At 59.4% G+C, this 25,961-nt stretch carries 26 protein-coding genes; 18 read left to right on the top strand and 8 right to left on the bottom strand.

Going from position 1 to position 25,961, the window contains the following annotated elements; all coding sequences use genetic code 11:
• Positions 1-10 precede the first annotated feature (10 nt).
• From Q1A44_RS02430 to Q1A44_RS02420, 3 genes are all read left to right on the top strand, one after another.
• Positions 11-1,240 (top strand): class I SAM-dependent RNA methyltransferase, encoded by a 1,230-nt coding sequence (locus Q1A44_RS02430; protein ID WP_299619102.1) that lies wholly within the window; start codon positions 11-13, stop codon positions 1,238-1,240.
• A gap of 12 nt (positions 1,241-1,252) precedes the next feature.
• Positions 1,253-2,041, top strand: coding sequence for an ion transporter (locus Q1A44_RS02425; protein ID WP_299619099.1), 789 nt, complete (start codon positions 1,253-1,255; stop codon positions 2,039-2,041).
• 98 nt (positions 2,042-2,139) lie between these two features.
• Complete coding sequence (locus Q1A44_RS02420) at positions 2,140-2,640, top strand: L,D-transpeptidase family protein (RefSeq protein WP_299619096.1); 501 nt, start codon at positions 2,140-2,142, stop codon at positions 2,638-2,640.
• Here the strand turns inward: Q1A44_RS02420 and Q1A44_RS02415 are convergent, their stop codons facing one another.
• A complete protein-coding gene (locus Q1A44_RS02415; protein ID WP_299619094.1) occupies positions 2,641-3,285 on the bottom strand; it encodes a CAP domain-containing protein in 645 nt (214 codons plus the stop codon).
• 173 nt (positions 3,286-3,458) lie between these two features.
• Here Q1A44_RS02415 and Q1A44_RS02410 point away from each other — a divergent pair, with 173 nt between their 5' ends.
• Both Q1A44_RS02410 and Q1A44_RS02405 read left to right on the top strand, forming a co-directional pair.
• Positions 3,459-4,052 carry a L,D-transpeptidase gene (locus Q1A44_RS02410; RefSeq protein ID WP_299619091.1) on the top strand — a complete coding sequence of 198 codons (594 nt, stop codon included), beginning with the start codon at positions 3,459-3,461 and terminating at the stop codon, positions 4,050-4,052.
• A 138-nt stretch (positions 4,053-4,190) separates the two neighbouring features.
• Entirely contained in the window at positions 4,191-4,370 is a 180-nt protein-coding gene (locus Q1A44_RS02405) for a hypothetical protein (RefSeq protein WP_299619088.1), read from the top strand.
• Between the two features lie 80 nt (positions 4,371-4,450).
• On the opposite strand, the gene hemH is transcribed toward Q1A44_RS02405, so the two are convergent.
• Together hemH and Q1A44_RS02395 are read right to left on the bottom strand one after the other, a co-directional pair.
• Positions 4,451-5,512 (bottom strand): ferrochelatase, encoded by a 1,062-nt coding sequence (gene hemH / locus Q1A44_RS02400; RefSeq protein ID WP_299619084.1) that lies wholly within the window; start codon positions 5,510-5,512, stop codon positions 4,451-4,453.
• Between the two features lie 54 nt (positions 5,513-5,566).
• On the bottom strand, positions 5,567-6,385 hold the full coding sequence (locus Q1A44_RS02395) for a methyltransferase domain-containing protein (RefSeq protein ID WP_299619081.1): 819 nt from the start codon (positions 6,383-6,385) through the stop codon (positions 5,567-5,569).
• A 20-nt stretch (positions 6,386-6,405) separates the two neighbouring features.
• On the opposite strand from Q1A44_RS02395, the gene Q1A44_RS02390 reads away from it, so the two are divergent.
• The 4 genes from Q1A44_RS02390 to Q1A44_RS02375 are packed head-to-tail and all read left to right on the top strand — an operon-like array spanning position 6,406 to position 8,717.
• A complete protein-coding gene (locus Q1A44_RS02390; RefSeq protein ID WP_299619078.1) occupies positions 6,406-7,131 on the top strand; it encodes a ComF family protein in 726 nt (241 codons plus the stop codon).
• 39 nt (positions 7,132-7,170) lie between these two features.
• Positions 7,171-7,428 carry a glutaredoxin 3 gene (gene grxC / locus Q1A44_RS02385; protein ID WP_299619075.1) on the top strand — a complete coding sequence of 86 codons (258 nt, stop codon included), beginning with the start codon at positions 7,171-7,173 and terminating at the stop codon, positions 7,426-7,428.
• Positions 7,428-8,258: a carbon-nitrogen hydrolase family protein gene (locus Q1A44_RS02380; protein ID WP_299619073.1), complete on the top strand. Its 831-nt coding sequence runs from the start codon at positions 7,428-7,430 to the stop codon at positions 8,256-8,258. Before grxC ends, Q1A44_RS02380 begins: the two co-directional genes overlap by 1 nt.
• Positions 8,259-8,264: 6 nt before the next feature.
• The gene (locus tag Q1A44_RS02375) at positions 8,265-8,717 is read left to right on the top strand and encodes a MarR family winged helix-turn-helix transcriptional regulator (protein WP_299619070.1); all 453 of its coding nucleotides are present in this window, start codon (positions 8,265-8,267) and stop codon (positions 8,715-8,717) included.
• Here Q1A44_RS02375 and ubiG read toward each other — a convergent pair.
• Positions 8,704-9,450 carry a bifunctional 2-polyprenyl-6-hydroxyphenol methylase/3-demethylubiquinol 3-O-methyltransferase UbiG gene (ubiG, locus tag Q1A44_RS02370; RefSeq protein ID WP_299619066.1) on the bottom strand — a complete coding sequence of 249 codons (747 nt, stop codon included), beginning with the start codon at positions 9,448-9,450 and terminating at the stop codon, positions 8,704-8,706. The genes Q1A44_RS02375 and ubiG overlap by 14 nt on opposite strands.
• A 49-nt stretch (positions 9,451-9,499) precedes the next feature.
• On the opposite strand from ubiG, the gene pip reads away from it, so the two are divergent.
• The 6 genes from pip to infB all read left to right on the top strand — a co-directional run bounded on the left by pip (position 9,500) and on the right by infB (position 16,703).
• A complete protein-coding gene (gene pip / locus Q1A44_RS02365; protein WP_299619063.1) occupies positions 9,500-10,471 on the top strand; it encodes a prolyl aminopeptidase in 972 nt (323 codons plus the stop codon).
• Entirely contained in the window at positions 10,468-11,244 is a 777-nt protein-coding gene (locus tag Q1A44_RS02360) for an ABC transporter substrate-binding protein (protein ID WP_299619060.1), read from the top strand. Before pip ends, Q1A44_RS02360 begins: the two co-directional genes overlap by 4 nt.
• A 128-nt stretch (positions 11,245-11,372) precedes the next feature.
• The gene (gene rimP / locus Q1A44_RS02355) at positions 11,373-11,960 is read left to right on the top strand and encodes a ribosome maturation factor RimP (protein WP_299619057.1); all 588 of its coding nucleotides are present in this window, start codon (positions 11,373-11,375) and stop codon (positions 11,958-11,960) included.
• On the top strand, positions 11,960-13,576 hold the full coding sequence (nusA, locus tag Q1A44_RS02350) for a transcription termination factor NusA (RefSeq protein ID WP_299619047.1): 1,617 nt from the start codon (positions 11,960-11,962) through the stop codon (positions 13,574-13,576). The genes rimP and nusA overlap by 1 nt, the downstream gene beginning before the upstream one ends.
• 22 nt (positions 13,577-13,598) lie before the next feature.
• Positions 13,599-14,219, top strand: coding sequence for an RNA-binding protein (locus tag Q1A44_RS02345; protein ID WP_299619044.1), 621 nt, complete (start codon positions 13,599-13,601; stop codon positions 14,217-14,219).
• A gap of 6 nt (positions 14,220-14,225) precedes the next feature.
• Positions 14,226-16,703, top strand: a complete 2,478-nt coding sequence (gene infB / locus Q1A44_RS02340) for a translation initiation factor IF-2 (RefSeq protein WP_299619041.1) — start codon at positions 14,226-14,228, stop codon at positions 16,701-16,703.
• A gap of 331 nt (positions 16,704-17,034) precedes the next feature.
• Here the strand turns inward: infB and Q1A44_RS02335 are convergent, their stop codons facing one another.
• The 3 genes from Q1A44_RS02335 to Q1A44_RS02325 are packed head-to-tail and all read right to left on the bottom strand — an operon-like array spanning position 17,035 to position 19,524.
• On the bottom strand, positions 17,035-17,433 hold the full coding sequence (locus tag Q1A44_RS02335) for a (deoxy)nucleoside triphosphate pyrophosphohydrolase (RefSeq protein ID WP_299621329.1): 399 nt from the start codon (positions 17,431-17,433) through the stop codon (positions 17,035-17,037).
• 22 nt (positions 17,434-17,455) lie between these two features.
• A complete protein-coding gene (gene argJ, locus Q1A44_RS02330; RefSeq protein WP_299619038.1) occupies positions 17,456-18,682 on the bottom strand; it encodes a bifunctional glutamate N-acetyltransferase/amino-acid acetyltransferase ArgJ in 1,227 nt (408 codons plus the stop codon).
• 2 nt (positions 18,683-18,684) lie between these two features.
• Entirely contained in the window at positions 18,685-19,524 is an 840-nt protein-coding gene (locus Q1A44_RS02325) for a peptidylprolyl isomerase (RefSeq protein ID WP_299619035.1), read from the bottom strand.
• Positions 19,525-19,697: 173 nt separating this feature from the next.
• Here Q1A44_RS02325 and secA point away from each other — a divergent pair, with 173 nt between their 5' ends.
• From secA to Q1A44_RS02310, 3 genes are all read left to right on the top strand, one after another.
• On the top strand, positions 19,698-22,394 hold the full coding sequence (gene secA, locus Q1A44_RS02320; RefSeq protein ID WP_299619032.1) for a preprotein translocase subunit SecA: 2,697 nt from the start codon (positions 19,698-19,700) through the stop codon (positions 22,392-22,394).
• 107 nt (positions 22,395-22,501) lie between these two features.
• Positions 22,502-23,497 (top strand): hypothetical protein, encoded by a 996-nt coding sequence (locus tag Q1A44_RS02315; RefSeq protein WP_299619029.1) that lies wholly within the window; start codon positions 22,502-22,504, stop codon positions 23,495-23,497.
• Positions 23,498-23,519: 22 nt separating this feature from the next.
• Positions 23,520-25,073, top strand: a complete 1,554-nt coding sequence (locus Q1A44_RS02310; protein ID WP_299619026.1) for a phosphate ABC transporter substrate-binding/OmpA family protein — start codon at positions 23,520-23,522, stop codon at positions 25,071-25,073.
• A gap of 3 nt (positions 25,074-25,076) precedes the next feature.
• Here Q1A44_RS02310 and radC read toward each other — a convergent pair whose 3' ends face one another.
• Positions 25,077-25,826 (bottom strand): DNA repair protein RadC, encoded by a 750-nt coding sequence (radC, locus tag Q1A44_RS02305; protein WP_299619022.1) that lies wholly within the window; start codon positions 25,824-25,826, stop codon positions 25,077-25,079.
• Positions 25,827-25,961 lie beyond the last annotated feature (135 nt).

Below are 25,961 nucleotides of genomic sequence, written 5' to 3'. Positions count from 1 at the left end.
GCCCGTGCTTATGACAACACTGACGATTGAACGGCTTGGACAGCAGGGCGATGGCGTGGCCAAGGGCCCGATTTTCGTGCCCCTGACCCTACCCGGTGAAGTGGTGAGCGGGACGCTGGATGGCGACACGTTGACCGATATGCGGATCGAAACGCCCTCGGATCAACGGGTGTCCGCACCCTGCCCACACTTTCGGTCCTGTGGCGGATGCAGTTTGCAGCACGCATCCGACGCTTTTGTGGCCGATTTCAAACGCGGTATCGTTGTGACCGCTTTGGCCGTCCAAGGGGTCGAGGCCGAGGTGCGCCCGACGCTGACCTCGCCTGACCGGTCGCGCAGGCGCGCCAGCTTTGCCGCGCGGCGCACAAAAAAGGGGGCGATGGTTGGCTTTCACGGGCGCAAGTCTGATACCATCGTGCCGGTTCCATCCTGTGTGCTGGTAACCCCCGAACTGGCCGCCGCCCAACCTGTGGCCGAGGCGTTGGCGATTACCGGCGCCAGCCGCAAGGCGGCGCTGAGCGTGACAGTGACCAGCAGTCTTGAGGGCCTTGATGTAGCAGTCACAGGTGGCAAGCCGTTGGACGGGCCGTTGCGGATTGCGCTGGCCGCAATTTGTGAAACGCACCGTTTGGCCCGCCTGACCTGGGACGACGAGATGATTGGGATGCGGCACCCGCCGCATCAGCGCATGGGCAAGGCCCGCGTTGCCCCGCCGCCCGGTGCCTTTCTGCAAGCGACCGCGCATGGGCAACAGGTGCTGACCGATCTGGTGACAGAGATTGTCGGGAGCGCCAAGGCGGTTGCTGACCTCTTTGCGGGCTGCGGCACCTTTGCCTTGCCTTTGGCCGAAAACGCCGAGGTTTATGCCTATGAAAACGCACCTGAGATGATCGACGCGCTGGATGCGGGTTGGCGACAGGCGCAGGGGCTCAAGCTTGTCACTTCCGAAGTACGCGATCTGTTCCAGCGTCCCTTGATGCCGGATGAATTGGCCCGCTTTGACGCCGTTGTGATTGACCCGCCGCGTGCGGGGGCCGCCGCACAGATTGCGGAACTCGCTCGGGCGGAGGTGCCAAAGATTGCCCATGTGTCCTGCAACCCGCAAACCTTTGCGCGGGATGCCAAAACATTAAGCGATGCGGGTTATATCCTGGATTGGGTGCAACCGGTGGACCAGTTCCGCTGGTCTGCGCATGTAGAGCTTGTCGGGGCGTTCCGACTGGCCCATATCCCCGCCTAAAGGAGATCACGCATGTCCATTCGCACGCCATTGGCCGCATTTCTGGAAAGCCCCCGGGTCACCACCTTTATCATGGCGGTGATCATCGTGAATGCGATCACCCTGGGTCTTGAGACGTCCAAGGCGGCGATGGATTTTGCGGGGCCCGTGATTCTGCTGATTGATCGGATTTGCCTTGGCATCTTTGTTGCAGAGATTTTGGCCAAGCTGGTGGCCTATCAGCTTCGCTTTTTCCGCAATGGCTGGAACCTGTTTGATTTCGTGATCGTCGGGATCGCACTGGTGCCAAGTGCGGGCGGGCTTTCGGTGTTGCGGGCGTTGCGCATCTTGCGAGTGCTGCGGATCATTTCGGTGGCACCCAGCCTGCGCCGTGTGGTCGAGGGGTTTGTGACGGCTCTGCCCGGGATGGGCAGTGTGTTTCTGCTGATGGCGCTGATCTTTTACATTGGCGCGGTGATGGCAACGAAACTCTTTGCCGCCAACTTTCCCGAGTGGTTTGGCAATCTGGGGTTAAGTGCCTATTCGCTGTTCCAGATCATGACCTTGGAGTCATGGTCGATGGGCATCGTGCGCCCGGTGATGGAAATCTATCCCTATGCCTGGATGTTCTTTGTGCCCTTTATCATGGTCACGACATTTGCGGTGGTGAACCTGCTGGTCGGTCTGATCGTGAACTCGATGCAGGACGCCCATGCCGAAGAATCGAACGCCGCCACAGACGAATATCGCGATGCGGTCCTGCAACGGCTTGAGGCGATCGAGGAACACCTGCACAAGCGTGACGGCACAAAGGCCCCTTGACGTGTTCGTGTAATGGCAAGTTTTTTCTATGCCCGATTGGGCAAATAATGATATTCAGCCCGCACAACAAAAAATGATCCGGGCAGGACAGCAGTTCAATGAAACGCAGATACATGATCATGGGCGCAGCGGCGGCACTCAGCCTCGGTGGCTGTGCGCAGCGGTCCAAGTTCAAGACCTATAGAGGGCCAGAGGTTACCTATGTCATCGTCAATAAGGAGGATCGCGAGATGTTCCTCTTTCACAACGACAAGGTGATCAAGAAGTACAAGATTGACCTGGGCTTTGCGCCCATTGGTGACAAGTTTTATGAGGGCGACGGCAAGACGCCTGAAGGCACCTATACGATCGACCGCCGCAATCCCAACAGCCGGTTCCACCTGTCTTTGGGTATCTCATATCCCAACGCGCAGGACATCGCCGAGGCCAAAGCGCTGGGTAAGGACCCGGGCGGTGACATTTTCATCCACGGTCGGTCCCGGCCCCGGCGCAAGGGCGCCGAGGATTGGACATGGGGCTGCATCGCGCTGCCCGACAAGCAGATGGAAGATGTTTATGCCATGATCCGCGACGGCACGCCGATCCAGATCAACCCGTAATCAGGTGCTCGGCGTTGTGGTGACAACCACGATGTCGGCCTCTTCACCATCCGTCGCCGTTTCCTCGGGCGCGTCAACGGCCTCGGGCACCAGGCGAACTGCCGATGGATTCGCGGTGGGAATCGACGGCGCAACCGTTGGGTCACCTAGAACAAGGGTCCACCAGATCTTGCCATTGGGTTCCTGGAACCAGGCAAAGCCCATGTCCTGTGCGCGAGGTTCAAGGATCGTCCGACGGGTGTCCGGCTGTTCCATCCAGGCGGCGAGCGTTTCCAGTTCGGTCTCGTAGGTTTCCGAGATCAATTCACCCGACAGCGATCCGCCATAACCGACCCGCGCCAGGCGGTCGATGGGCGACGACCCATCCGATCCAAAATGCCAGGGGCGGTTTTGCAGCGACATGTCGCGGGAATGGGTTGCCGCGGCCGCGTTCAGTTGTGGATTCAGGTCCAGCGCGCCGACGCCCTGAGCCGAACGCAGGGCATTCACCGAGTCGAGCATACGGAACTGAAGCTTGGCCGTATCATTGGGCCGTATCTTGTAGAATTTGGGCAATGGCCGACCGTCCGCACCAATGGTCGGCGCAGGCTCAACACAGGCGGTCAGCACCAACAGGGCACCAAAAAGAAGAGACAGTAAACGCATGAAACAGCACACCAGTATTATTGTTTGATGCTCTCGTTAACGGGTCACGCGTTGCTTTACAAACGCACATGCGCGTGATGCCGCGTGATGACATCTGTTTGATTTGCGACTGAGGCTTTCGCGCCATATATTACCGCGGAACGGCAGAAATACACACTTTAGAGAGGCATTCGATGTCCAAGAAAACGTTTAACACACCCAGCCGCCGCGCCTTTTTGGCCGGATCGGCGGCGCTGCTTGGCGCACCTGCGATCGCACAAAACGTGCCCGCAGGCCAGGCAGAGCGGGACCCGAACCTGACCGTACGGCGCAACATTTCCAGCTTTCGGACGCTGGATTGGCGGCCCTATTTCGACAACCTTAACAAGGGTGCGATTCTGGTCGATATCGACAGCCGCGCAGTCCACTACTGGAACGCGGACGAGACGATTTATAAGCTGTACCCATCCAGCGTACCGCTGACAGAGGACCTGACTCGTCGTGGCCGTACGCGCGTCACACTCAAGGATCCTGAGCCGGATTGGCGCCCAACCCCGTCGATGAAAAAGCGCAATCCCGAATGGCCGGATTACATCGGCCCGGGCCCGCAAAACCCCCTGGGCACGCGGTCGCTGCACCTGAGCTGGACCTACTACCGAATCCACGGCACACACGACACCCGCAAAATTGGCCGCCGGTCGTCCAATGGCTGCATCGGTTTGTATAACGAGCACATCGAAGAGCTGTACGAGATGGCCAATGTCGGCACGCAAGTGTTGCTTATTTGACGACAATCGCCCAGTTCGGCTTCTAAGCCTCTGAAACATGGTTTGCATTGCCGCGCCATTGCTGTTTACAGAGGTACACGAGGTAAGTCTTGGGTGCGTTCCGGCTTTGTTGGCCGGCGCGCGTATTTGGAGGTTAATATGAAAAAACTCGTTCTCGCTGCTGCTCTGACCGCTGCTGCTTCGACCGCATTCGCCGGCGCTCCTGCCGATCCGATCATCGAAGCACCTGTCATCGTCGAAGAAGCAACAAGCTCGTCGGCAGGCATCCTGCTGCCGCTGATCCTGCTGGCAGTTGTTCTGGCCGCAGCAGCAGACTAAGGTCTGCTAACGTACCAAATAGAAAGGCGGCGCAGAGATGCGCCGCCTTTTTTCATGTCTGACTCTTTGTAGGCTGAGACTTAATCCAGCCAGCCTTGCAGGTTTTCCTCGATCACGGTGCTCAGCGCGTCAATATGCAGCGCGTCATCGTTGAGGCAGGGGATATAGGTGAACTGCTCACCACCCGCCTCTTCAAAACTTTCCTTGATCTCTTCGTTGATCTCTTCGAGCGTCTCGATGCAATCGGCTGAAAAGGCAGGCGCACAGACGGCGATTTTCTTTTTACCTGCCTCGGCCAGACGCGCGACTTCTTCAACCGTGTAGGGTTGCAGCCACTCTTCAGGGCCAAATTTCGACTGGAACGTCGTCTTGATCTCGGTGTCGTCCCAGCCCAGCCGTTCCTTGAGAAGGCGCGTCGTTTTCTGGCACTGGCAGTGGTACGGATCACCTTCCATCAGATAGCGGATCGGCACGCCGTGATAGCTGCACACGAGAATATCGGGGCGTTTGTCCATCGCGCCATAGGCCCGTTCGATGGATTGCGCGAGCGCTTCGATATATTTGGGATGCGCATAATAGGGTTCGACCGTGCGGGTCGTTGGCTGCCACTTTTCTTGCATCATCGCCCGGAAAAATTCGTCATTTGCGGTGGCTGATGTGGCGCCGGCATAATGCGGGTAGAGCGGGAAAAACAGGATCTTCTGACACCCCGCCTCACGCATTTCGCGCACCTTGGATTTGGTCGATGGATTGCCATAGCGCATGCAGAAATCGACCATTACCTGATCGCCATAGCGCGCGTGCATGGTCTCTTTGATCTTGGCCGTTTGATCCTTGGTAATCGTCATCAGGGGGCTTTCGCCCGCCTCGTGATTCCAGATGGATTTATAGGCGGCCCCCGATGAAAACGGGCGTTTCGTCAGGATGATCAGCTGCAACAGCGGCTGCCAGATCCATGGGCTGTAGTCGATAACGCGACGATCCGATAGAAACTCGTTCAGATACCGGCGCATGGACCAATAGTCGTAATTGTCCGGTGTGCCCAGATTTGCCAACAAGATGCCCACACGCGCCGGAGGGACCTTTGGATGATCCTCTGCCGCGTGAATGGGGCGTGTCGCTGTCTTGCTGGTATCAAGCATTTTGGCCGTTTCCTGTAGTAGAATAGACGTCAGATAAACGGTTTTGTTCTCAGGTCAATCAAACAGCGGCGTTTCGTCCGTGTGCAGGGCATCGGCAAGCCGTGCTTGGGCAGATCCTGGGCGCAGCGGTTTTTGCTGGCTAACATCTGGTGCCCACCCGGTCAGCACGATCAACTCGAAGGTGGCGACGATGCCGCCCTGGTCCGAGGGGAAGGTATCCGCATACAGCTTGGCAGCGGTGTCAAAGACGGCCCGCCGCGTGGGATGGCGCAACCGGGCCGTCATGGCATTGGCCTCGCCCATGGCGCGCAAGTCCTGCATCAGATGGGTCATTGACCGGTAAGCTGCCTTCAATGGCACGGTGTCCGCCACCGGCAACGCCAGCCCCGCCCTTTGCAAGAGCGCCCCGAGGTCGCGAACCTCCGCCATGGGGGCCACGCGTGGAGATAGCCCGCCGGTCACCATGCTCTCTGCCTGAGCCAGACAGCTGCGCAATTCGTGCAGGGTTTGCCCTCCCAAGGCGACGGCCAGCATCAACCCATCCGCCTGCAAGGCACGCCTACATTGAATCAGTTGGCCTACAGGATCGTTTGCCCAATGCAGCCCCAAGCTGTGGATCACCAAATCGTGTTGTTGGGTGGGCAGCGCCAGGGTTTCCGCCTCGGGTGTCACAACCGCCTTGGCGTGGTGCCCGGCCCACAGATCGGGGAAAGCAGCCACAATCGCCGGGGACTGAAAGGTTTTATTAACCATCGCGAGGCGATCCTCGACCTCGCCCCGGGCCGCCTGTTGCAGGAACAGCGCCGCAGGATCGGCGCGCTGTCGGTTTCGCGTGAGGGCGTCAAGGTCGGTGATAGGACGTGGTTGGCTCATGCGCCACAGTTAGGATTTGAATGGGTCTTTTGCAAACGGCGATCTCGGCCATCTACCCGCCCCGTTGCCTGGGATGCGGGGAGCTGGTGGACAGCGATTTCGGCCTCTGTGGAACCTGCTGGGCCGAGACGGAATTTGTGGGCGACACTGCTTGCGACATTTGCGGTACCCCCTTGCCCGGGTTTGACGATGGTGGTGATCTGACTTGCGATGGATGCCTCAAGGCCCCGAAACAATGGGATAAAGGCCGCGCGGCGCTGATCTATAGCGGGATGGGTCGCAAGCTGGTGCTGCGCCTGAAACACGGCGACCGCCAGGAAATTGCCCGGCCGGCGGCCACCTGGATGCGAACGGCAGTGCAGCCCTTGCTGACTGAAAATACGCTGATCGCGCCCGTGCCGTTACATTGGATGCGGCTGGCCAAACGGCGCTATAACCAATCGGCCCTGATTGCGCGCAGCCTGGCCGAGATCACCGGCCTCGACTGGTGCCCCGACCTTTTGGAACGGACCAAGCGGACTGTATCGCTTGACGGGCGCCGCCACGCCGAACGGGCCGAGATCCTTGAGGATGCGATCCGCATCAATCCCAAACGCCGCCATCGAATCATCGCGCGCCCGGTTCTGTTGGTTGACGATGTGCTGACCACAGGGGCCACGTTGAATGCCTGTGCGGCGGCCTGCCGTACTGCTGGTGCGAGGGACGTGTGCGTATCTGTACTGGCAAGGGCGGTCAAACGCGCCTAAATCAGGACCCAACGCAAGATCGCCGAAAGGACCTGCATCATGAAACCGGTCGAAATCTATACCTCTCCCCTCTGTGGCTTTTGCCATGCCGCCAAACGCCTGCTGAACGAAAAGGGCGTGTCCTTTTCCGAAGTGGATGTTCTGAAACAGCCGGATCGCAAACCCGAGATGATCCAGCGCGCCAATGGCGGTCGGACAGTGCCTCAGATTTTCGTGGGCGACACCCATGTGGGCGGGTGTGACGACCTCTATGCACTGGAGCGTGCGGGCAAACTCGACGCCCTTTTGGCCGCCTGATGAAGGCGGCGCTGCTGCAACTGAATGTCAGTGACGACCCGGCCGCGAATCGGGTTGTGACAGTTGATATGGTGCGGCAGGCGGCCGATCAGGGCGCCGCGTTTATCCTGACCCCTGAAGTGACGAACTGCGTCAGCAGCACGCGCAGCCATCAGCGCGCCGTGCTGCAACATCAGGACGATGATCAGACCCTTGCCGCCCTGCGGGACGTGGCCCGGGCGCGGGGCGTGCATCTGTTGATCGGATCGCTGGCCTTGCTGACGGGTGATCCGGATGGTCGCTTTGCCAATCGGTCGTTCCTGATCGGCCCTGATGGCGGGATCATCGCGACCTATGACAAGATCCACATGTTCGATGTGAATATCTCGGAAACTGAAACCTATCGCGAATCCGATGGCTATCGTCCGGGAACGCAAGCCGTGGTCGCTCAAACCCCCTTTGCCGCCATTGGCCTTAGCATCTGTTACGACGTGCGGTTTACCCGTCTTGCAGATGCTCTGGCCCGCGCAGGGGCGCATATCCTGACCTATCCGGCAGCATTTTCGGCCGTCACGGGTGCGGCGCATTGGCACAGCTTGCTGCGCGCCCGTGCGATCGAGGCGGGGGCCTGGGTCCTTGCTCCGGCCCAGACAGGCACGCATCCGGGGCCATCCAACAGCGGGCGGCGCACCTATGGCCACAGCCTGGCCGTCGATCCATGGGGCGAGGTGATCCTTGACGCAGGCACAGAGCCGGGCGTTTATATGTTCGACCTGAACCTGGACAAGGTGGCCGATGCGCGGCGCAGGGTTCCATCACTGGACAATGCGCGCGATTTTGAAGGCCCCTGACATTGTATGAGCGCGGACAAAGACACCCTTGCCATCTCGCTCTTTAGCGAGATTTTGGCGGCGGACCAAATGGTGCGCAACCGCCTCAGCCGTGTGTTGCCCAAGGGCATGGAAATCTCGCATTTTTCGGTGCTGAATCACCTTGCCTGGCACGAAGGCGAGCGGACGCCTGCCCAGTTGGCCGAGACGTTCAATGTGACGCGCGGGGCCATGACAAACACGCTGTCGAGGCTGGAATGGGCGGGCTATGTGCATATCCGCCCCGATTGGGACGATGCGCGCCGCAAGATGGTTGCCATCAGCCCCGCAGGCAAACGCGCGCGTGAACAGGCGCTGAGTTCCATCGCGCCGCTCGTATCGGATGTGATTGACCAGTTGGGCGAGGATCGTGTGCGTTCGACCCTGCCCATCTTGCGTCAGTTGCGGGTACAACTCAGCCCTAAGGTCAAGCCGGATTAAGACTGGCCGTGACGTAGTTCACGCTCAGATCGCGATCTGAAAGCTTCCAGGCCCAGGTCAACGGATTGAACACAAACCCTTGCCGGTCGACCGGGTTCAGCCCCGCGTTGCGCATCAGGTCAAAAAGCTCGTCCGGCGTGATGAACTTGTTCCATTCATGGGTTCCCTTGGGGAGCCAGCGCATCACATGCTCGGCCCCGATGATCGCCATCATGTAGGATTTCGGATTGCGGTTGATGGTCGAACAGATGTGCAGCCCGCCGGGCATCAGCAATTGGCGGCACGCCGTCAGATAGCCGAGCGGGTCGGCCACATGCTCGACCACTTCCATATTCAGAACGACATCAAATTGCTCGCCTGCCGCCGCCATGTCCTCGGCGGTGGTATGACGGTAGTCGATGGTCAGGCCCGATTGTTCGGCATGGACCTGAGCGACGGGAATGTTCCGTTCGGCTGCGTCGGCGCCAACAACCTCGGCCCCCAGACGTGCCATAGGCTCGGCCAACAAGCCGCCACCGCAGCCGATGTCGAGGATTCGCAACCCGGCAAAAGGCATTGCAGTTTTCAAATCACGATCAAACTCGGCGGCGATCTGGCTGGTGATATAATCAAGCCGACAGGGGTTCAGCATGTGCAGAGGCTTGAATTTTCCGTTAGGATCCCACCATTCCGCTGCCATCGCCTCAAATTTAGCGATCTCAGAGGGGTCAACGGTCGTTTGATGCGTTTGCATTTCTTTCTCCGTGTGCTCATTTGCGTCTTAAGCCCTATGTAGGTCAGTAATGGACAAACACAGTGATCAAAAGCGCGCGGTACAATATCTGTATCCGCCCATGGACCCCTACGATCAGCGGATGCTGGACGTGGGGCAGGGTCACCGCATCTATGTTGAGCAATGCGGCAACCCCGATGGCGTGCCCGTTGTCGTACTGCATGGTGGTCCCGGAGGCGGGTGCAGCCCTGCCATGCGACGCTATTTCGATCCTGAACACTACCGTGTGATCCTGTTTGATCAGCGCGGGTGCGGCCGGTCGCGGCCACATGCGTCGGTGACCAATAACACCACATGGCACCTCGTGGACGATATCGAGATGATTCGTCGCACCCTGGATATCGACGCCTGGATCGTCTTTGGCGGCAGTTGGGGCGCGACCCTTTCGTTGATTTATGCCGAGGCGCACCCTGACCGCGTCCGCAACCTTGTGCTGCGTGGCGTGTTCCTGATGACGCAGGCCGAGCTGGATTGGTTTTACGGCGGTGGCGCTGGCAAATTCTGGCCCGAGGTTTGGGCCCGGTTCGAGGCGCTTGTGCCAGAGGATGAGCGGGGCGATCTGATCGGGGCCTATCATCGCCGTCTCTTTTCCGGCGATGTGGCGCTTGAAACGCGCTATGCCCGGGCGTGGTCAGCGTGGGAGAATGCTTTGGCCTCTATCCATTCGACCGGGGCGGGGGGCGAGGCCCCCGGCGACTACGCCCGTGCCTTTGCCCGGCTGGAGAATCATTATTTCACCAATGCGGGCTTTCTGGAGTTCGACGGCCAGATCCTCGCCCATGCGGGCCGGATCAAGCACATCCCGGGCACCATTGTGCAGGGCCGCTATGACATGATTTGTCCGCCCGATAGTGCCTATGCCCTGTCCAAGGTCTGGCCTGGAGGTGAATTGAAGATGGTGCGCAATGCCGGTCATGCCTTGTCCGAGCCGGGCATTTCGGCTGAACTGGTGCGCACGATGGACAGGATTGCAGGAAAATGACCCGGATCGACCGTCGCGCCCTTTTTGCCTCTGGTGCTGCTGCTGCGTTGTTGGCGGCCACAGGCGTGTCGGCCGCGCCCAAGCGGGGTGGGCGGCTGAAGGCGGCATTGTCGAGTGACATGTTCGACAAGGCGGTTGCTGCGACGGTTTTCAATAATCTGACAGAGATTGGAGCCGACGGGACATTGCGCGGCGAGTTGGCAACGGACTGGACGTCAGATCAGGACGGCCTGTCTTGGCAGTTCTCATTGCGCGACGGTGTGACGTTCCATGACGGGACGGCCTTTGATGCGCGTGCTGTCGATCTGCCATTTAATATTCGCACGTTGGATCGTCATCGGGTCGAAATCACGCTAGAAGAAGCCAATCCCAATCTGCCGTACCTGCTTGCCCAGCCGGGATTCGAGCAACGCTCTGCCGCCGGGTTTGGGACAGGCCTCTATCAGGTTCAAAAGCTGGATAAGGGCCGCCATTTCATCGGTGCCCGGGTCGAGGGTCATTGGAAATCCGAAAACGCAGGCTGGTTCGACAGCGTCGAGTTCGTGCAGTTTGGCCTGGAAACTGTACGGTCAGAAGCCTTGCGGGATGGCCTGGTCGATGTGGCCGATATTGCGGCGTTGGATGCCTACGCCGACCCACGTGATTTCCAGACCCTGCGGGATGGTGACAAGACAACATTCATTGCCAGCCAATCCATCGCAGTGCCCGCCACGGTCGGCAAAGCCTGGCCGCTGGACAACCTGCGGATGGCAGAACGGTGGTGGATGGCCTGAGGGGCCTTGCAGACTCAGGGGATCATGCGTATATCCCTTTCAACAGCGGCGCGCTGGGGTCCACACCCAACGCTCCACCGGGAAACACCGACGGGCCGCGCGCCCGTTTTTTTGTGCCTGAAAGTACCATGACCAACGACCTGATTGCCAAAGCCGCCATCGACCGCCGTCTGGCCGAGATCATCACCCCGGTGATTGAGGATCTCGGCTATGAGCTGGTGCGCGTGCGGCTGATGAGCGGCAAGGAAACAACGCTGCAAATCATGGCGGACAAGCCCGACGGCGGCATTGAGGTTGATGATTGTGGCGCCATTTCAACGGCTGTCAGCGCCACGCTGGATGTCGAAGACCCGATCCTGGACGCCTATACGCTTGAGGTCAGCAGCCCGGGGATCGACCGACCCCTGACCCGGCTCAAGGACTTCGACATGTTCGAAGGTTATGACGCCAAGCTTGAAACCGACGAGCTGATCGATGGGCGTCGCCGCTTCAAGGGAATCCTGGCGGGGGTTGAAGGTGACGAAGTGCTAATCAACGTGGCCGAAGGTACCATTGGCCTGAAATTCGAGTGGTTGAGCGATGCGAAACTCGTTCTCACCGATGAGCTGATCAAGGAAATGCTGCGCCAGCGCAAAGCCGCGGGCGTGATCAAAGAAACCGATTTCGACGAGATATCAGAAGACAATACGACCGAAGAGTCTGAGGAGAACACCTGATGGCCATTACATCTGCAAACCAGCTTGAGCTGCTGCAAACGGCAGAGGCGGTTGCCCGCGAAAAGATGATCGACCCTGCGCTGGTCATCGAGGCGATGGAAGAATCGCTCGCCCGCGCGGCCAAGTCCCGCTACGGGGCAGAGATGGACATTCGCGTGGCCATCGACCGCAAAACCGGCAAAGCCACCTTTACCCGCGTCCGCACGGTCGTTGAGGAAGAAGAGCTGGAAAACTATCAGGCTGAGTTTACCGTCGAGCAGGCCAAACAGTACATGGAAAATCCCGAGGTTGGCCAACAGCTGATCGAGGAAGTGCCCCCCGTGGAAATGGGCCGGATCGCTGCGCAGTCGGCCAAGCAGGTCATCCTGCAAAAGGTCCGCGAAGCCGAGCGTGATCGCCAATACGAAGAATTCAAGGATCGCGCGGGCACCATCATCAACGCGCTGGTCAAGCGCGAGGAATACGGCAACGTCATCGTCGATGTGGGCGCGGGCGAGGCGATCCTGCGCCGCAACGAAAAGATCGGCCGCGAATCGTATCGCCCGAACGACCGCATCCGTTGCTATATCAAGGATGTGCGCCGCGAGCAGCGTGGGCCACAGATTTTCCTGAGCCGGACTGCGCCCGAATTCATGGCCGAGCTGTTCAAGATGGAAGTGCCGGAGATTTATGACGGCATCATCGAGATCAAGGCGGTTGCCCGTGACCCCGGCTCGCGCGCCAAGATCGCCGTGATTTCCTATGACAACTCCATCGATCCTGTCGGTGCCTGCGTTGGTATGCGTGGCTCCCGAGTGCAGGCCGTCGTGAACGAGCTTCAGGGCGAAAAGATCGACATCATTCCATGGAATGAGGATCAGCCCACGTTCCTGGTGAACGCGCTTCAGCCTGCTGAGGTCAGCAAGGTTGTGTTGGATGAAGAAGCCGGCAAGATCGAAGTTGTCGTCCCCGAAGAGCAGTTGAGCCTCGCCATTGGTCGTCGCGGTCAGAACGTGCGTCTGGCCAGCCAGCTGACGAACCTCGACATCGACATCATGACCGAAGCGGACGAAAGCGCCCGCCGTCAGGCCGAATTCGAGGAACGCACCAAGCTGTTCATGGACAACCTGGACCTCGACGAATTCTTTGCTCAGTTGCTTGTCTCCGAAGGGTTCACCAACCTCGAAGAGGTCGCCTATGTCGAGGTGGATGAACTGCTGGTTATCGACGGTGTCGACGAAGACACCGCCGCCGAATTGCAGGCCCGTGCCCGCGACGTGCTGGAAGCTGCCGCCAAGGCCGCGTTGGAAAGTGCCCGTGCCCTGGGTGCCGAAGACAGCCTTATTGATTTTGATGGTCTGACACCCCAAATGATTGAGGCGCTGGCCAAAGACGACGTGAAAACGCTTGAAGACTTTGCGACCTGCGCTGACTGGGAGCTGGCCGGGGGTTGGACAACCGTCGACGGCGAACGTCACAAGGATGATGGGGTTCTGGAGCCCTTTGACGTGTCCTTGGAAGAAGCACAGCAATTGGTTATGACGGCCCGTGTGTTGTTGGGTTGGGTTGATCCGGCGGAATTGGAAGCCGACGCCGAAGACGAAGATGCCGACCTTTCCGAGGAGACCGAGGCCTGATCTCAGGCCTCGGGGCAGCCTCATGGGACGCGGTGGCGCCTCAAAGGACCGGTCGGATGGACCTGAACGCAAGTGCATTGCCACGGGCGAGGTACAGCCGAAATATGGTCTGATCCGCTTTGTCGTGGGTCCGGATACACAGATTGTGCCGGATATCGCGGGCAAATTGCCCGGGCGCGGCATCTATGTGGCGGCGGATCGTGCAGCGTTGGAAAAGGCGGTCGACAAAAAGCTGTTTGCCCGCGGTGCCAAGCAACCGGTGCAAGTGCCGGACGATCTGGTGGCCGAGGTGGAGCGCCAACTGGCCCGCCGGGTCATCGACCTGATCGCCTTGTCCCGGAAATCGGGCCGGGCGGTAGCGGGGTATGAAAAGGTCAAAGGCTGGCTTCAGATGGAAGAGGCCCAGGTTTTGATACAGGCGGTGGATGGTTCGGGCCGTGGCAAGTCCAAGCTGAGCACGCCGCATTTTGGAAGTTACATCGGATGGTTGACCTCCGATGAGTTGGGTTTGGCGTTTGGGCGGCAAACTGTGATACATGGGGCGCTGGCCTCTGGTGGACTCACGCAACGTGTTGTAGAGGAAGCCAACCGTTTACGCGGTGTGCGCGAAAATACAGTGGCATCGGCCACTGGGAAGGATTGACGAGCTTTGAGCGATACTGACGGAAAGAAGACACTGGGGCTGCGCGGCGGCGCGCGTCCGGGCAATGTGAAACAGAGTTTCAGCCACGGGCGTACCAAGAATGTCGTCGTCGAAACCAAGCGCAAGCGTGTTGTTGTGCCCAAGCCGGGTGCAGCAAACCCTAAACCTGCGGGCTCTGGCCCCTCTGTTGGCGATCCCAGCCGTCGTCCGGCGGGCATCACCGATGCAGAGATGGATCGCCGTTTGAAGGCCGTTCAGGCCGCAAAATCGCGTGAGGTCGAAGAGGCTGCGCAACGTGCGGCCGACGAAAAGGCCCGCGAGGAAGAGCGCGAGCGCCGCCGGGCCGAAATCGAAGCCAAGGAGCGTGAAGAGAAAGAGCGCGAGGAAAGCCTGAAGGCGAAAGCCGAGGAAGACGCGCGCAAGGCGGCCGAAGCGGCGGCTGCGGCACAAGCGGCGGCGGCGGCCCCTGCGGATGCTCCGGCCAAGGCGGCCCCTCGCCAGACGGCACAGCCCGCTGCGACCCCACGCAAGAACGATCGGGAGCGCGAACAACGCAACACCCGGGGCAAGGGCGACGATGGTCGCCGCTCGGGCAAGCTGACGTTGAACCAGGCGCTGCGTGGCGGCGAAGGTGGACGCCAACGTTCCATGGCCGCGATGAAGCGGAAGCAGGAGCGTGCTCGTCAAAAAGCCATGGGCGGTTCGGTCGAGCGTGAAAAGGTTATGCGGACTGTTGCCCTGCCCGAAGCCATTGTCGTGTCCGAGCTTGCCAACCGTATGGCCGAGCGCGTGGGCGACGTCGTCAAGGCGCTGATGAACAATGGCATGATGGTCACTCAAAACCAGACCATCGACGCGGATACCGCCGAACTGATCATCGAAGAGTTTGGCCACAGCGTTCAGCGTGTGTCTGACGCGGACGTCGAAGACGTGATCAAAGAGATCGTCGATGATGAGAGCGATCTGCAATCGCGGCCTCCGGTCATCACCATCATGGGTCACGTTGACCACGGCAAGACATCGTTGCTGGATGCGATCCGTGACGCGAAAGTTGTTGCGGGCGAAGCCGGTGGCATCACTCAGCACATTGGTGCCTATCAGGTGACCACCGACAGCGGCACGAAACTGTCGTTCCTCGACACGCCGGGCCACGCGGCCTTTACTTCGATGCGGTCGCGCGGTGCGCAGGTAACTGACATCGTTGTGCTGGTTGTCGCGGCGGATGATGCCGTGATGCCCCAGACGGTTGAGGCGATCAACCACGCCAAGGCCGCCGAAGTGCCGATGATTGTGGCGATCAACAAGATCGACAAACCCGGTGCGACACCTGACAAGGTCCGTACCGACCTTTTGCAACACGAGGTCATCGTCGAAAAGATGTCTGGTGAAGTGCAGGATGTCGAAGTGTCGGCCATCACTGGTCAGGGCCTCGATGAACTGCTTGAAGCCATCGCGCTTCAGTCCGAGATCCTTGAACTCAAAGCCAACCCCGATCGCGCCGCCCAAGGTGCCGTGATCGAGGCGCAGCTTGACGTGGGTCGCGGCCCCGTGGCCACTGTTCTGGTACAGACCGGGACATTGCGCCAAGGCGATATCTTTGTTGTGGGCGAGCAGTACGGTAAGGTGCGTGCGCTGATCAACGACAAGGGCGAGCGCGTGAAGGAAGCGGGCCCATCGGTGCCTGTCGAGGTTCTTGGCCTCAACGGTACACCCGAAGCGGGCGACGTTCTGAACGTGACCGAGACCGAAGCGCAAGCGCGCGAGATTGCCGAATACCGCGCCAATGCGGCCAAGGACAAACGCGCCGCCGCCGGTGCGGCAACGACCCTCGAGCAGCTGATGGCGAATGCCAAGGCGGACGAGAATGTCAGTGAGTTGCCCATTCTGGTCAAAGCGGATGTGCAGGGTTCGGCCGAGGCCATCGTTCAGGCGATGGAAAAGATTGGCAACGACGAGGTGCGCGTGCGCGTGCTGCACTCGGGCGTTGGTGCGATCACCGAAACCGATGTCGGCCTGGCCGAAGCGTCGGGCGCGCCGATCATGGGCTTTAACGTGCGGGCAAATGCGTCGGCACGGAACACAGCCAACCAGAAGGGCGTCGAGATCCGGTATTATTCGGTGATCTATGATCTGGTGGATGACGTCAAAGCGGCGGCCTCTGGCCTGCTTAGTGCAGAAATTCGCGAAACCTTCATCGGTTATGCCGAGATCAAGGAAGTCTTCAAGGTGTCCAACGTGGGCAAGGTTGCGGGCTGTCTGGTCACCGAAGGTGTGGCGCGCCGTTCGGCGGGCGTCCGTCTGCTGCGCGACAACGTGGTTATCCACGAGGGCACGCTGAAAACGCTGAAGCGGTTCAAGGACGAGGTTGCCGAAGTGCAGTCCGGTCAGGAATGCGGCATGGCTTTCGAGAATTACGACGATATCCGGCCTAAGGATGTGATCGAGATTTTCGAGCGCGAGGAAGTGACCCGTACCCTCGACTGATCATCGGGACATATAAACGCAAAAAAGGGACGGGTTTAACACCGTCCCTTTTTCTGTTGCGTGAGTGCGTTCAGGATCAAGCGGCTTGAGTGACAGGCGTTCCAGAATAGTGAGAACCGTCCACGCGAACGGTCATCCGACCATCTGGCAGTGTTCTTACATAGATGCCTTGCACTAAAATCGCACTGCCCAGAGCAATGGTTCGTAACATATCCTTTCCTCCCCAAAAGAAAGACGTGCAGTTAGTTTTAGATTTATTGGTTAATAAGTCACCAACAATGTCACGAAACTGTCGTATTTTTTGCCAGTTTTGAAACTTAGTTAAATCAGCTTACAGCCAGTCCCGTAAAATCGGGATCAGCGGGATGTCAGCCTCTGGCATGGGGTATGACCGCAAGTCCATCGGTCGCACCCACTTAAGCGCTTGATTTTCCTTGGATTGTGGCACCCCATCCCATTTGCGGCAGGCAAAGAGTGGCATCAAAAGGTGAAAATCCTCATAGCTGTGGCTCGCAAAGGTCAGCGGGGCAAGGCAGGACTGCCACGTGTTGATCCCCAGCTCTTCGTGTAATTCGCGAATCAATGCAACCTCAGGTGTCTCACCTGTTTCGACCTTGCCGCCGGGAAATTCCCACAGGCCGACCATGGATTTTCCTGCTGGCCGCTGGGCCAACAGGACACGACCATCGACGTCGATCAGGGCGACGGCAGAGACCAGAACAACCTTCATCACGTCACCCCAAGTGCGCGGTTCACGACCGGTAATCCGCATTGATGTCGATATAGCCATGGGTCAGATCGCAGGTCCAAACCGTTGCGATGCCTGTGCCCATGCCGATATCGACCCGAATGCGGATATGGTCGGAAGTCATATGCCGTGCTGCGTCCTCCTCGGAGTAATCCGGGCTGACCCAGCCGTTTTCCGCGACCAGCACGCCACCAAACCAGATCGATAAGGTGTCCCGATCGGCAGGGGCGCCAGATTTGCCAACTGCCATCACGACTCGGCCCCAATTGGGATCCTCACCCGCAATGGCCGTTTTGACTAAGGGCGAATTGGCGATAGACAGGCCGTGGACCTTGGCAGCCTCATTATCGGTCGCGCCCGCGACCTCAATCTCAACGAATTTTGTAGCGCCCTCGCCATCGCGGACAACCTGGTGGGCGAGGTCAAGCATCACATTGGCCAAGGCCGCCTCAAACCCTGCATCGCCGGATGCATTCGCCCCGCTGGCCCCCGTGGCCGCCACCAACAAGCTGTCGGAGGTCGAGGTGTCGCTGTCGACCGTGATGCAGTTGAACGTCTTGTCAACAAGCCGGGAAGTCATGGTCTGCAACGCGGATTGATCGAGCCACGCATCGGTAAAGATATAGACCAGCATCGTCGCCATATCCGGGGCGATCATCCCGCTGCCTTTGGCGATCCCTGCGATTTGAACCGTTTTGCCTTCGACCTGGCAAGACGCAGTGGCTCCTTTGGCATAGGTGTCAGTGGTCATGATCGCCGCTGCCGCGTCGCCGATGGCCGTGTCCGACAGCCCGGCATTCAGCTCTGCCAGCTTGGCCGTGATCCGATCAAAGGGGAGCGGCTCGCCAATCACGCCGGTCGAGGCGGTAAAGACGCGGGCCGCTGGCACGCCGGTGGCACTGGCAGTCGCCTCGACAATGGCCTGAACTGCATCGACACCATTTCGCCCGGTGAAGGCGTTGGAATTGCCCGCATTTACCAGAATTGCAGCGCAATCTACGGAGGCCCCACCCAGCTTGGCCTGACAATCCAGAACAGGTGCCGACCGCGTTGCGGACCGTGTGAACGTGCCCGCAATCGCGGTTCCGGGCACACATTTGGCCAGCATCACGTCAAGCCGATCCTGATATTTCACACCTGCTGACACGGCAGCGAATGTCACACCGTCGATCACCGGCAGAACAGGAAACGAAGCGGGCGCGAGCGGAGACCGCGGCGGTTTTGCAGCCATCGTTACTGGACCAATGACAAATCTTTGATGATGGCGGGATCGATGCCCTCTCGGCCTTCCAAGTTCACTTCTGCATCTGCCTTAAGCTCACTGACCCGTGCTTCGACGGCATCACGACGCAATTGCAGTTCCAAATTCTGGCGCAACTCTTCGATTGCGGGGGCGGATTTGGTCCGGGTTTCGTTCAGGATAATGACGTGCCAGCCAAACTGGGTCTGTACCGGGGCCGAAACCTCGCCCACTTCCAATGCGATGACCGCCGCCTCAAAGGCCGGGACCATTGCGCCTGTCCCAAACCAGCCCAGCGAGCCGCCGTTGGGGCCGGATGGCCCGGTCGACTTTTCACGGGCTGTCGCCGCGAAATCCGCGCCACCTTCCAGCTCGGCCACAAGGGCAATCGCCTCTTCTTCGGTCTCAACCAGGATGTGGGACGCGTTATATTCTTCGGACGCATCAAATTTTGCGACCTCTGCGTCGTAAGCGGCCTGTATCGCATCTTCGCTGATGGGCGTGGACATGACCAATTCGATGGCTTCACCTGCCGTGATGGAACGCGTTTCGTTGTCCAGCGACAGTTGCGACCGCTTGGGTAGGTCACCGTCAAAGGATTGCGACAAAAGTGTCTGGTCAATCAACTGGTCAATGATCCCGTTGAACAAAACATCGTCGGGCAAGTTCCGGTACTGCTCGGGCAGGGTGTTGCGCGCGACGATGACGTGACCGATTGTGATATCAGTCCCGTTGACTGTTGCCACGACCGTATCTGCGTCTTGTGCAGCGACAGGCATCGCCATTGCGGCCAAAAGGCCAAATGTCGACAGGGAAAGGTAACGTTTTGTCATAGATCAGTCCTAAGGCTTGGTGTGCACGGGGGGCGCGCATTGACACGGTTTAGCGTGACCCTTACATCGCCCTATGGACGCGGCCTGGGCCGTTTACCCGCCCTTATCTATGGGCTTGGCGCGCGCCCGGCAAGCAGTTGCTGTACAACATGAATTGATCGGCTGGAGAACGCATGCTCGGTTTCGGAACCCTCACCAAAAAGGTGTTTGGCACCCCCAATGATCGCAAGATCAAAGCCGTGCGCCCGCTGGTCGATAAGATCAACGCGCTTGAGCCTGAATTCGTCGCGCTGAGCGACGATGGCCTCAAGGATCGCACCGAGGCCCTGGCCAAACGGGCAATGGGTGGCGAGGCGTTGGATGATCTGCTCCCCGAAGCGTTTGCCAACTGCCGCGAGGCTGCCAAACGCGCCCTTGGCCTGCGTGCCTACGACACACAGTTGATGGGTGCGATATTTCTGCATCAAGGCAACATCGCGGAACAAAAGACCGGCGAGGGCAAGACCCTGACAGCCACCTTTGCCGTTTACCTCAATGCGCTGACAGGCAAAGGCGTGCATGTCGTGACGGTCAACGACTATCTGGTGACCCGTGACGCCGAATGGATGGGCAAGGTGTTTGGCGCCTTGGGCCTAACCACAGGCATCGCCGTATCGGGCATGGAAGAGGACGCCAAGCGCGCCGCCTATGCCTGTGACGTAACCTATGCGACCAACAACGAGTTGGGCTTTGACTACCTCCGCGACAACATGAAGCCATCCATCGAACAGATGGTTCAGCGCGGCCACAACTATGCCATCGTGGACGAGGTCGACAGCATCCTGATCGACGAGGCGCGGACGCCGCTGGTCATTTCCGGCCCGCTTCAGGACCGATCGGAAATGTATGTCACCATCGACGGTATCATCCCGCTGTTGCAGGAAGAGCATTACGAGCTGGACGAAAAACAGCGCAGCGTGACCTTTACCGACGAGGGCAACGAGTTCCTTGAGGAACAGTTGCGCGCCCGTGGCCTGATTGAGGCCGAGGCGTCGCTCTATGATCCTGAAAGCACGACCATCGTGCACCACGTCAACCAGGGCCTGCGCGCCCACGTCCTGTTCAAGAAGGACAAGGATTACATCGTTCGCAATGGCGAGGTTGTCCTGATCGACGAATTTACCGGTCGCATGATGTCGGGCCGCCGTCTGTCCGAGGGCCTGCACCAGGCGCTGGAAGCAAAAGAAGGCGTGACGATCCAGCCGGAGAACCAGACGCTGGCGTCGGTGACTTTCCAGAACTACTTCCGCCTTTATGACAAGCTGGCCGGGATGACCGGGACAGCCGCGACCGAAGCCGAAGAGTTTAACGAGATTTACGGCCTTGGCGTCGTCGAAGTGCCCACCAATCGCCCCATCGCCCGTGTGGACGAGGATGATCAGGTGTTCCGCACCGGCACCGAGAAATACGGCGCCATGGTCAAAGAGATCAAGGATGCCCACGCCAAAGGCCAGCCGGTTCTGGTCGGCACCACATCCATCGATAAATCCGAAATGTTCAGCGCCCTGCTGACTGCCGAAAACATCCCTCACAACGTTCTGAACGCCCGCCAGCACGAGCAAGAGGCGCAGATCATTGCCGACGCCGGCAAGTTTGGTGCGGTGACCATCGCAACCAACATGGCGGGCCGGGGCACCGACATTCAGTTGGGCGGCAACGTCGAGCTGAAGGTGCTTGAGGCTCTCGTGGCCGACCCTGAAGTTGATCCCGAAGAGGTCCGCGCCCGAATCGAGGCGGAGCATGAGGACGAAAAGCAAAAGGTTCTGGCCGCTGGTGGCCTGATGGTTTTGGCGTCAGAGCGTCACGAGAGCCGCCGCATCGACAATCAGTTGCGCGGCCGTTCCGGTCGCCAGGGTGACCCCGGGCGCACGTCCTTTTACCTATCGCTCGAAGATGACCTGATGCGCATCTTTGGCTCTGACCGTCTGGACAAGGTCCTGAAAACGTTGGGCCTGGAGGAAGGCGAGGCGATTGTGCACCCATGGGTGAACAAGTCTTTGGAGCGCGCGCAGGCCAAGGTCGAAGGCCGCAACTTTGACATCCGCAAGCAATTGCTCAAATTCGACGATGTGATGAACGACCAGCGCAAGGTCGTCTTTGGCCAGCGCCGCGAGATCATGGAAACCGAGGACCTGCATGAGATCACTTCGGACATGCGTGACCAGGTGGTCGACGATCTGATTGACCAGTACATGCCCGCGAACTCCTATGCCGATCAATGGGACAGCCAGGGCCTTTATGCCGCCGTGATGGAGCAGTTGGGCCTTGATGTACCTGTCATTGAGTGGTGCGAAGAAGAGGGCGTGGACGACGAACATATCCGCGAGCGCCTGATCGAGGCCAGCGACAAGCTGATGGCGGACAAGACCGAAGCCTTTGGCGCCGAGAACATGCGCAGCATCGAAAAACAGTTGATTCTTCAGGCCATCGACAGCAAGTGGCGCGAGCACCTGTTGACGCTTGAGCACCTCCGGTCAGTCGTGGGCTTCCGCAGCTATGCGCAGCGCGATCCGCTGAACGAATACAAGAACGAGGCCTTCCAACTGTTCGAAGGGATGCTGGACAGCCTGCGGACCGAAGTAACGCAAAAGCTCGCCTTGATCCGTCCGATGACCGAGGAAGAGCGGCAGCAGATGCTGGCCGAGATGGCCGCGCAACAGCAAGCCGCCGTTGAGGCTGCACAGCCACCTGCACCCGCTCCGACCGAAGAGGCGGTTGCCGCAGGCTTTGACGAAAATGATCCGGCGACCTGGGGAAATCCCGGTCGAAACGAGGCCTGCCCTTGCGGATCAGGCAAGAAATTCAAGCATTGTCACGGGCGGCTGGTCTGACCCGACCGCCCCATTCCTGCCGCAAAGACTCCATGCACGGGTCATAACCGGGCCTCTTTGTTTTGCGATCCCACAACGGAACCAATCCGTGGAAGGGACGTGGGGCAATGTTGCGCAAGAAAGAAATCATCACCGCTGTTGGCACGCTTGCGATCGCGGCGGGCATCGGTTTCGTGATGCAGAGCGGCGAAACAGCCAAAGAACGCTATGGTGCGGCCGGACGGCCCGATGTCACCGCGGTTGCACCTGTTGAAACAGGCAACGCCGAAGTGTTGTTGGAAGTCCAACAGATCGAGCTGACCTCAGCTACAGATGTGCCTGCGATTGCGACACCCAGCGTCGAGCCCATGGTGCAGCGGGTGTCCGCGTCGGCCACTGTTGACCTGCCACCGATCGAGCAAGACATCGCCCCACTGGCGGAAAACTGCGCGATCGAAGCCCAGGCAGCACCATTGCCCGGCGCGATGGTCAACCTCATGCTCAGCGCGCCCTGTGCAGCAAACGAACGGCTCACCATCCATCATAACGGCCTGATGTTCACCGAAGCGACGGGCGCCGATGGCATGTTGGATGTGGTGGTGCCTGCCCTGACCGAGCAGGCGGTGTTTATCATGGCCTTTTCCAATGGCGATGGGGCCGTGGCGCAGACCGTGATTGATGATCTATACGGCTATGATCGGGTGGCACTGCAATGGCGCGGCCAGGCTGGTTTTCAGCTGCACGCCCGTGAATTTGGTGCAGATTACGGTGCTACAGGCCATATCTGGGCCGGTGTTGAACCAGATGTTGCCGGCATGATTGGCGGGCAGCACGGATTTCTCATGCAATTGGGGAATCGGGACGTGGCCCAGCCGCTTGTGGCCGAGGTCTATACATTTCCCACCAGCAAGACTGCCCAAGACGGCACCATTGATCTGAGCGTCGAGGCGGAAGTGACCACGCAAAACTGTGGCCTGGAGGTCGAGGCCCAATCCATCGAGATGACGGAGAATGGCAGCCTCAAAACTCAGGATCTGACCCTGGCCGTGCCCGGTTGTGATGCGGTTGGCAGTTTTCTGGTGTTGAACAATCTTGTCTCAGACCTGAAAGTCGCCAGCAACTGACCGTTGCGACAAAGGGCATCTTATGGCTTGGGCACGTGCGGCGATTTTCGCCGCACTTTTCATATTTGGCACGGGGCTTGCCGCTCAGGACGTGACACTGACCTCGCCCGATGGGGCGGTGGAAATCAGCGGCACGCTTTTAGGCTTTGACGGCGAGTTCTACCGCGTCGAGACGATTTATGGCGAATTGACGGTCGACGGGTCCGGCGTGAATTGCGATGGCCCGGCGTGCCCGAACCTCCAGAACTTCGTGGCCGAAATTAACGTTTCCGGCTCTGCCACCATGGGGTCGGTCCTGATGCCTGCCTTGATCGAAGGGTTCGCCCTGCGCAATGGGATGGTCGTTGTGCGTGAAGCGGTAGATGCCTCGAACTTTGTCTATGTTTTGCGGGACGAGGCGGATGACAGCGCGGTCGCCCGCTTTTACTTCCACGCCTCGACCACGGATGAAGGGTTTGCCGATCTGCTGGTGAATGAGGCGGATATCGTGATGGCCCTGCGCGAAATCCGCCCTGATGAGCGGAAACGGGCGCGCAGCGCGGGCCTGGGCGACATGACCCAAGCCAACCGCAGCCGCGTGCTGGCGTTGGATGCGATGGTGCCGATTGTATCGCCGTCTAACCCAGTCGATACCCTGTCACCCCAAGAGTTGGCGGCTGTGTTCGCTGGCCGGATCGACAATTGGAAAGCGCTGGGCGGGGCGGATGTCGCCATTGCTTTGCACCTGCCCGATGGGTCCACCGGCCTCGGCCAGTCGGTCGAGGATGATGTGATGGGGCCTGCGCGTTTGGATTTTGCAGATGGAATCACGCGGCATGCCCGGTCTGATGCGCTGGTGCAGGCGGTGTTGCGTGACCCTTTTGCCATCGGGATTACCAGCTATGCAGAGACGGGCAATGCGCGGGCGCTGACGCTGACCGGGTCTTGCGGTTTCTCGCTGTCCGCTGATCGGGGCACGATCAAGACCGAAGACTATCCGCTGACTGCGCCGATGTTTCTGTATCTGCCGGCCCGACGTTTGCCCAAAGTGGCGCGCGAGTTCCTCGCCTTCACCCGGGGGCCATCGGCCCAGATCATGATCCGACGCGCTGGCTTTGTCGATCAAGCGCCCGAAGAGGTCAGCATTGATGCTCAAGGTTATCGCTTTGCCAATGCGATCACATCTGCTGGTCCCGAAGTGTCACTGGAGGAGCTACAGCGGATGACCCGGACGCTTTATGGCATGGCGCGGCTGACGACTTCGTTTCGCTTTGAGGCAGGTTCGGTGCGTCTGGACGCGCAATCGCGGTCGAATGTGCAACAGCTTGCTCGCGCGCTGGAGCAGGGCAAGTACGACGCGCGTCAAATTCTGCTGGTAGGATTCAGCGATGGTGATGGCCCGGCGGGCGCCAACCGCGACATCGCATTGAAACGAGCCGAGGCCGTGCAGCGTGCGGTGCAGTCTGCGGCGGAAACCGCCAATTTTGACCGCATTGATATGAGCGTGGATGCGTTTGGTGAGGCGCTGCCGATGGCCTGCGACGACAGCGCGTGGGGTCGACAGGCCAACCGGCGTGTCGAGGTTTGGGTGCGCTAGCGGTCAGAGATACCCTTCGGACTTGAAGCTAAGCTCGCGAGACTTTCCGACAATCAAGTGGTCGTGCAGGGTCAGGCCCAGGGCTGCGCAGGCCATTTCCATCTGTGCGGTCATGTCGATATCGATTTGGCTGGGGGTCGGATCACCAGACGGGTGATTATGGACGAGGATCAGCGCTGAGGCATTGAGTTCCAGGGCGCGTTTGGCCACCTCGCGCGGGTAAACAGGAACGTGATCCACGGTGCCCTTGGCCTGTTCCTCATCAGCGATCAACACGTTCTTGCGGTCGAGAAACAGGACGCGAAACTGTTCGGTTTCGCGGTGGGCCATGGTGGTGTGGCAATAGTCGATCAGGGCATCCCAGCTTGATATTAGCTGTTTGTTGAGAACCTTGGAGCGTGCCAGGCGCTGTGCCGCCGCCTCGACAATCTTGAGTTCAGTGATCACGGCGTCACCGACCCCTTTGAAGCTGCGCAGGCGGTCAATGGGGGCGGTGATGACCCGGTTGAAATCCCCAAAGGCGTTCATCAGATCATGGGCCAGCGGCTTGACATCCTGACGCGGAATGGCGCGAAAGAGGATGAGTTCCAGCAGTTCATAGTCGGGCATTGCACTGGCACCACCTTCCACAAAGCGGGTGCGCAAGCGCTTGCGATGGTCAGCCATATATGACGGTGTTTTGCCGGGGCGGATCCGGGCAGGCGTCGCCTCGTCCAGGTCAAAGGGCAGCGATTGTTCAGCGAAATAAGACATGGGGCAACTGTGCCGCATATCTGGTTAGCGAAGGGTTAATCCAACCCCGGCGGATCAAGATCCGCCTTACAGGGTGTGGGGCAAGCGTTGCGGCTTTGCGAAACACTGTGACGCTTGCCCTTAAGGCAGATCTCG

The organism is uncultured Tateyamaria sp., assembly GCF_947503705.1.
GTDB lineage: Bacteria > Pseudomonadota > Alphaproteobacteria > Rhodobacterales > Rhodobacteraceae > Tateyamaria.
This window is presented reverse-complemented; position numbering and strand designations above follow the sequence as displayed.

Excerpts from the sequence above, each read along its gene's own strand:
- Q1A44_RS02430 (WP_299619102.1), top strand. The coding sequence starts at position 11 with ATGACAACACTGACGATTGAACGGCTTGGACAGCAGGGCGATGGCGTG.
- grxC (WP_299619075.1), top strand. The coding sequence starts at position 7,171 with ATGAAACCGGTCGAAATCTATACCTCTCCCCTCTGTGGCTTTTGCCAT.
- hemH (WP_299619084.1), bottom strand. The coding sequence starts at position 5,512 with ATGCTTGATACCAGCAAGACAGCGACACGCCCCATTCACGCGGCAGAG.
- Q1A44_RS02415 (WP_299619094.1), bottom strand. The coding sequence starts at position 3,285 with ATGCGTTTACTGTCTCTTCTTTTTGGTGCCCTGTTGGTGCTGACCGCC.
- rimP (WP_299619057.1), top strand. The coding sequence starts at position 11,373 with ATGACCAACGACCTGATTGCCAAAGCCGCCATCGACCGCCGTCTGGCC.
- nusA (WP_299619047.1), top strand. The coding sequence starts at position 11,960 with ATGGCCATTACATCTGCAAACCAGCTTGAGCTGCTGCAAACGGCAGAG.
- Q1A44_RS02335 (WP_299621329.1), bottom strand. The coding sequence starts at position 17,433 with ATGAAGGTTGTTCTGGTCTCTGCCGTCGCCCTGATCGACGTCGATGGT.
- Q1A44_RS02375 (WP_299619070.1), top strand. The coding sequence starts at position 8,265 with ATGAGCGCGGACAAAGACACCCTTGCCATCTCGCTCTTTAGCGAGATT.
- pip (WP_299619063.1), top strand. The coding sequence starts at position 9,500 with ATGGACAAACACAGTGATCAAAAGCGCGCGGTACAATATCTGTATCCG.
- Q1A44_RS02405 (WP_299619088.1), top strand. The coding sequence starts at position 4,191 with ATGAAAAAACTCGTTCTCGCTGCTGCTCTGACCGCTGCTGCTTCGACC.
- Q1A44_RS02310 (WP_299619026.1), top strand. The coding sequence starts at position 23,520 with ATGGCTTGGGCACGTGCGGCGATTTTCGCCGCACTTTTCATATTTGGC.
- ubiG (WP_299619066.1), bottom strand. The coding sequence starts at position 9,450 with ATGCAAACGCATCAAACGACCGTTGACCCCTCTGAGATCGCTAAATTT.
- Q1A44_RS02420 (WP_299619096.1), top strand. The coding sequence starts at position 2,140 with ATGAAACGCAGATACATGATCATGGGCGCAGCGGCGGCACTCAGCCTC.
- Q1A44_RS02410 (WP_299619091.1), top strand. The coding sequence starts at position 3,459 with ATGTCCAAGAAAACGTTTAACACACCCAGCCGCCGCGCCTTTTTGGCC.
- Q1A44_RS02390 (WP_299619078.1), top strand. The coding sequence starts at position 6,406 with ATGGGTCTTTTGCAAACGGCGATCTCGGCCATCTACCCGCCCCGTTGC.
- Q1A44_RS02380 (WP_299619073.1), top strand. The coding sequence starts at position 7,428 with ATGAAGGCGGCGCTGCTGCAACTGAATGTCAGTGACGACCCGGCCGCG.
- Q1A44_RS02325 (WP_299619035.1), bottom strand. The coding sequence starts at position 19,524 with ATGACAAAACGTTACCTTTCCCTGTCGACATTTGGCCTTTTGGCCGCA.
- Q1A44_RS02395 (WP_299619081.1), bottom strand. The coding sequence starts at position 6,385 with ATGAGCCAACCACGTCCTATCACCGACCTTGACGCCCTCACGCGAAAC.
- Q1A44_RS02360 (WP_299619060.1), top strand. The coding sequence starts at position 10,468 with ATGACCCGGATCGACCGTCGCGCCCTTTTTGCCTCTGGTGCTGCTGCT.
- argJ (WP_299619038.1), bottom strand. The coding sequence starts at position 18,682 with ATGGCTGCAAAACCGCCGCGGTCTCCGCTCGCGCCCGCTTCGTTTCCT.
- Q1A44_RS02425 (WP_299619099.1), top strand. The coding sequence starts at position 1,253 with ATGTCCATTCGCACGCCATTGGCCGCATTTCTGGAAAGCCCCCGGGTC.
- Q1A44_RS02345 (WP_299619044.1), top strand. The coding sequence starts at position 13,599 with ATGGGACGCGGTGGCGCCTCAAAGGACCGGTCGGATGGACCTGAACGC.
- secA (WP_299619032.1), top strand. The coding sequence starts at position 19,698 with ATGCTCGGTTTCGGAACCCTCACCAAAAAGGTGTTTGGCACCCCCAAT.
- Q1A44_RS02315 (WP_299619029.1), top strand. The coding sequence starts at position 22,502 with ATGTTGCGCAAGAAAGAAATCATCACCGCTGTTGGCACGCTTGCGATC.
- radC (WP_299619022.1), bottom strand. The coding sequence starts at position 25,826 with ATGTCTTATTTCGCTGAACAATCGCTGCCCTTTGACCTGGACGAGGCG.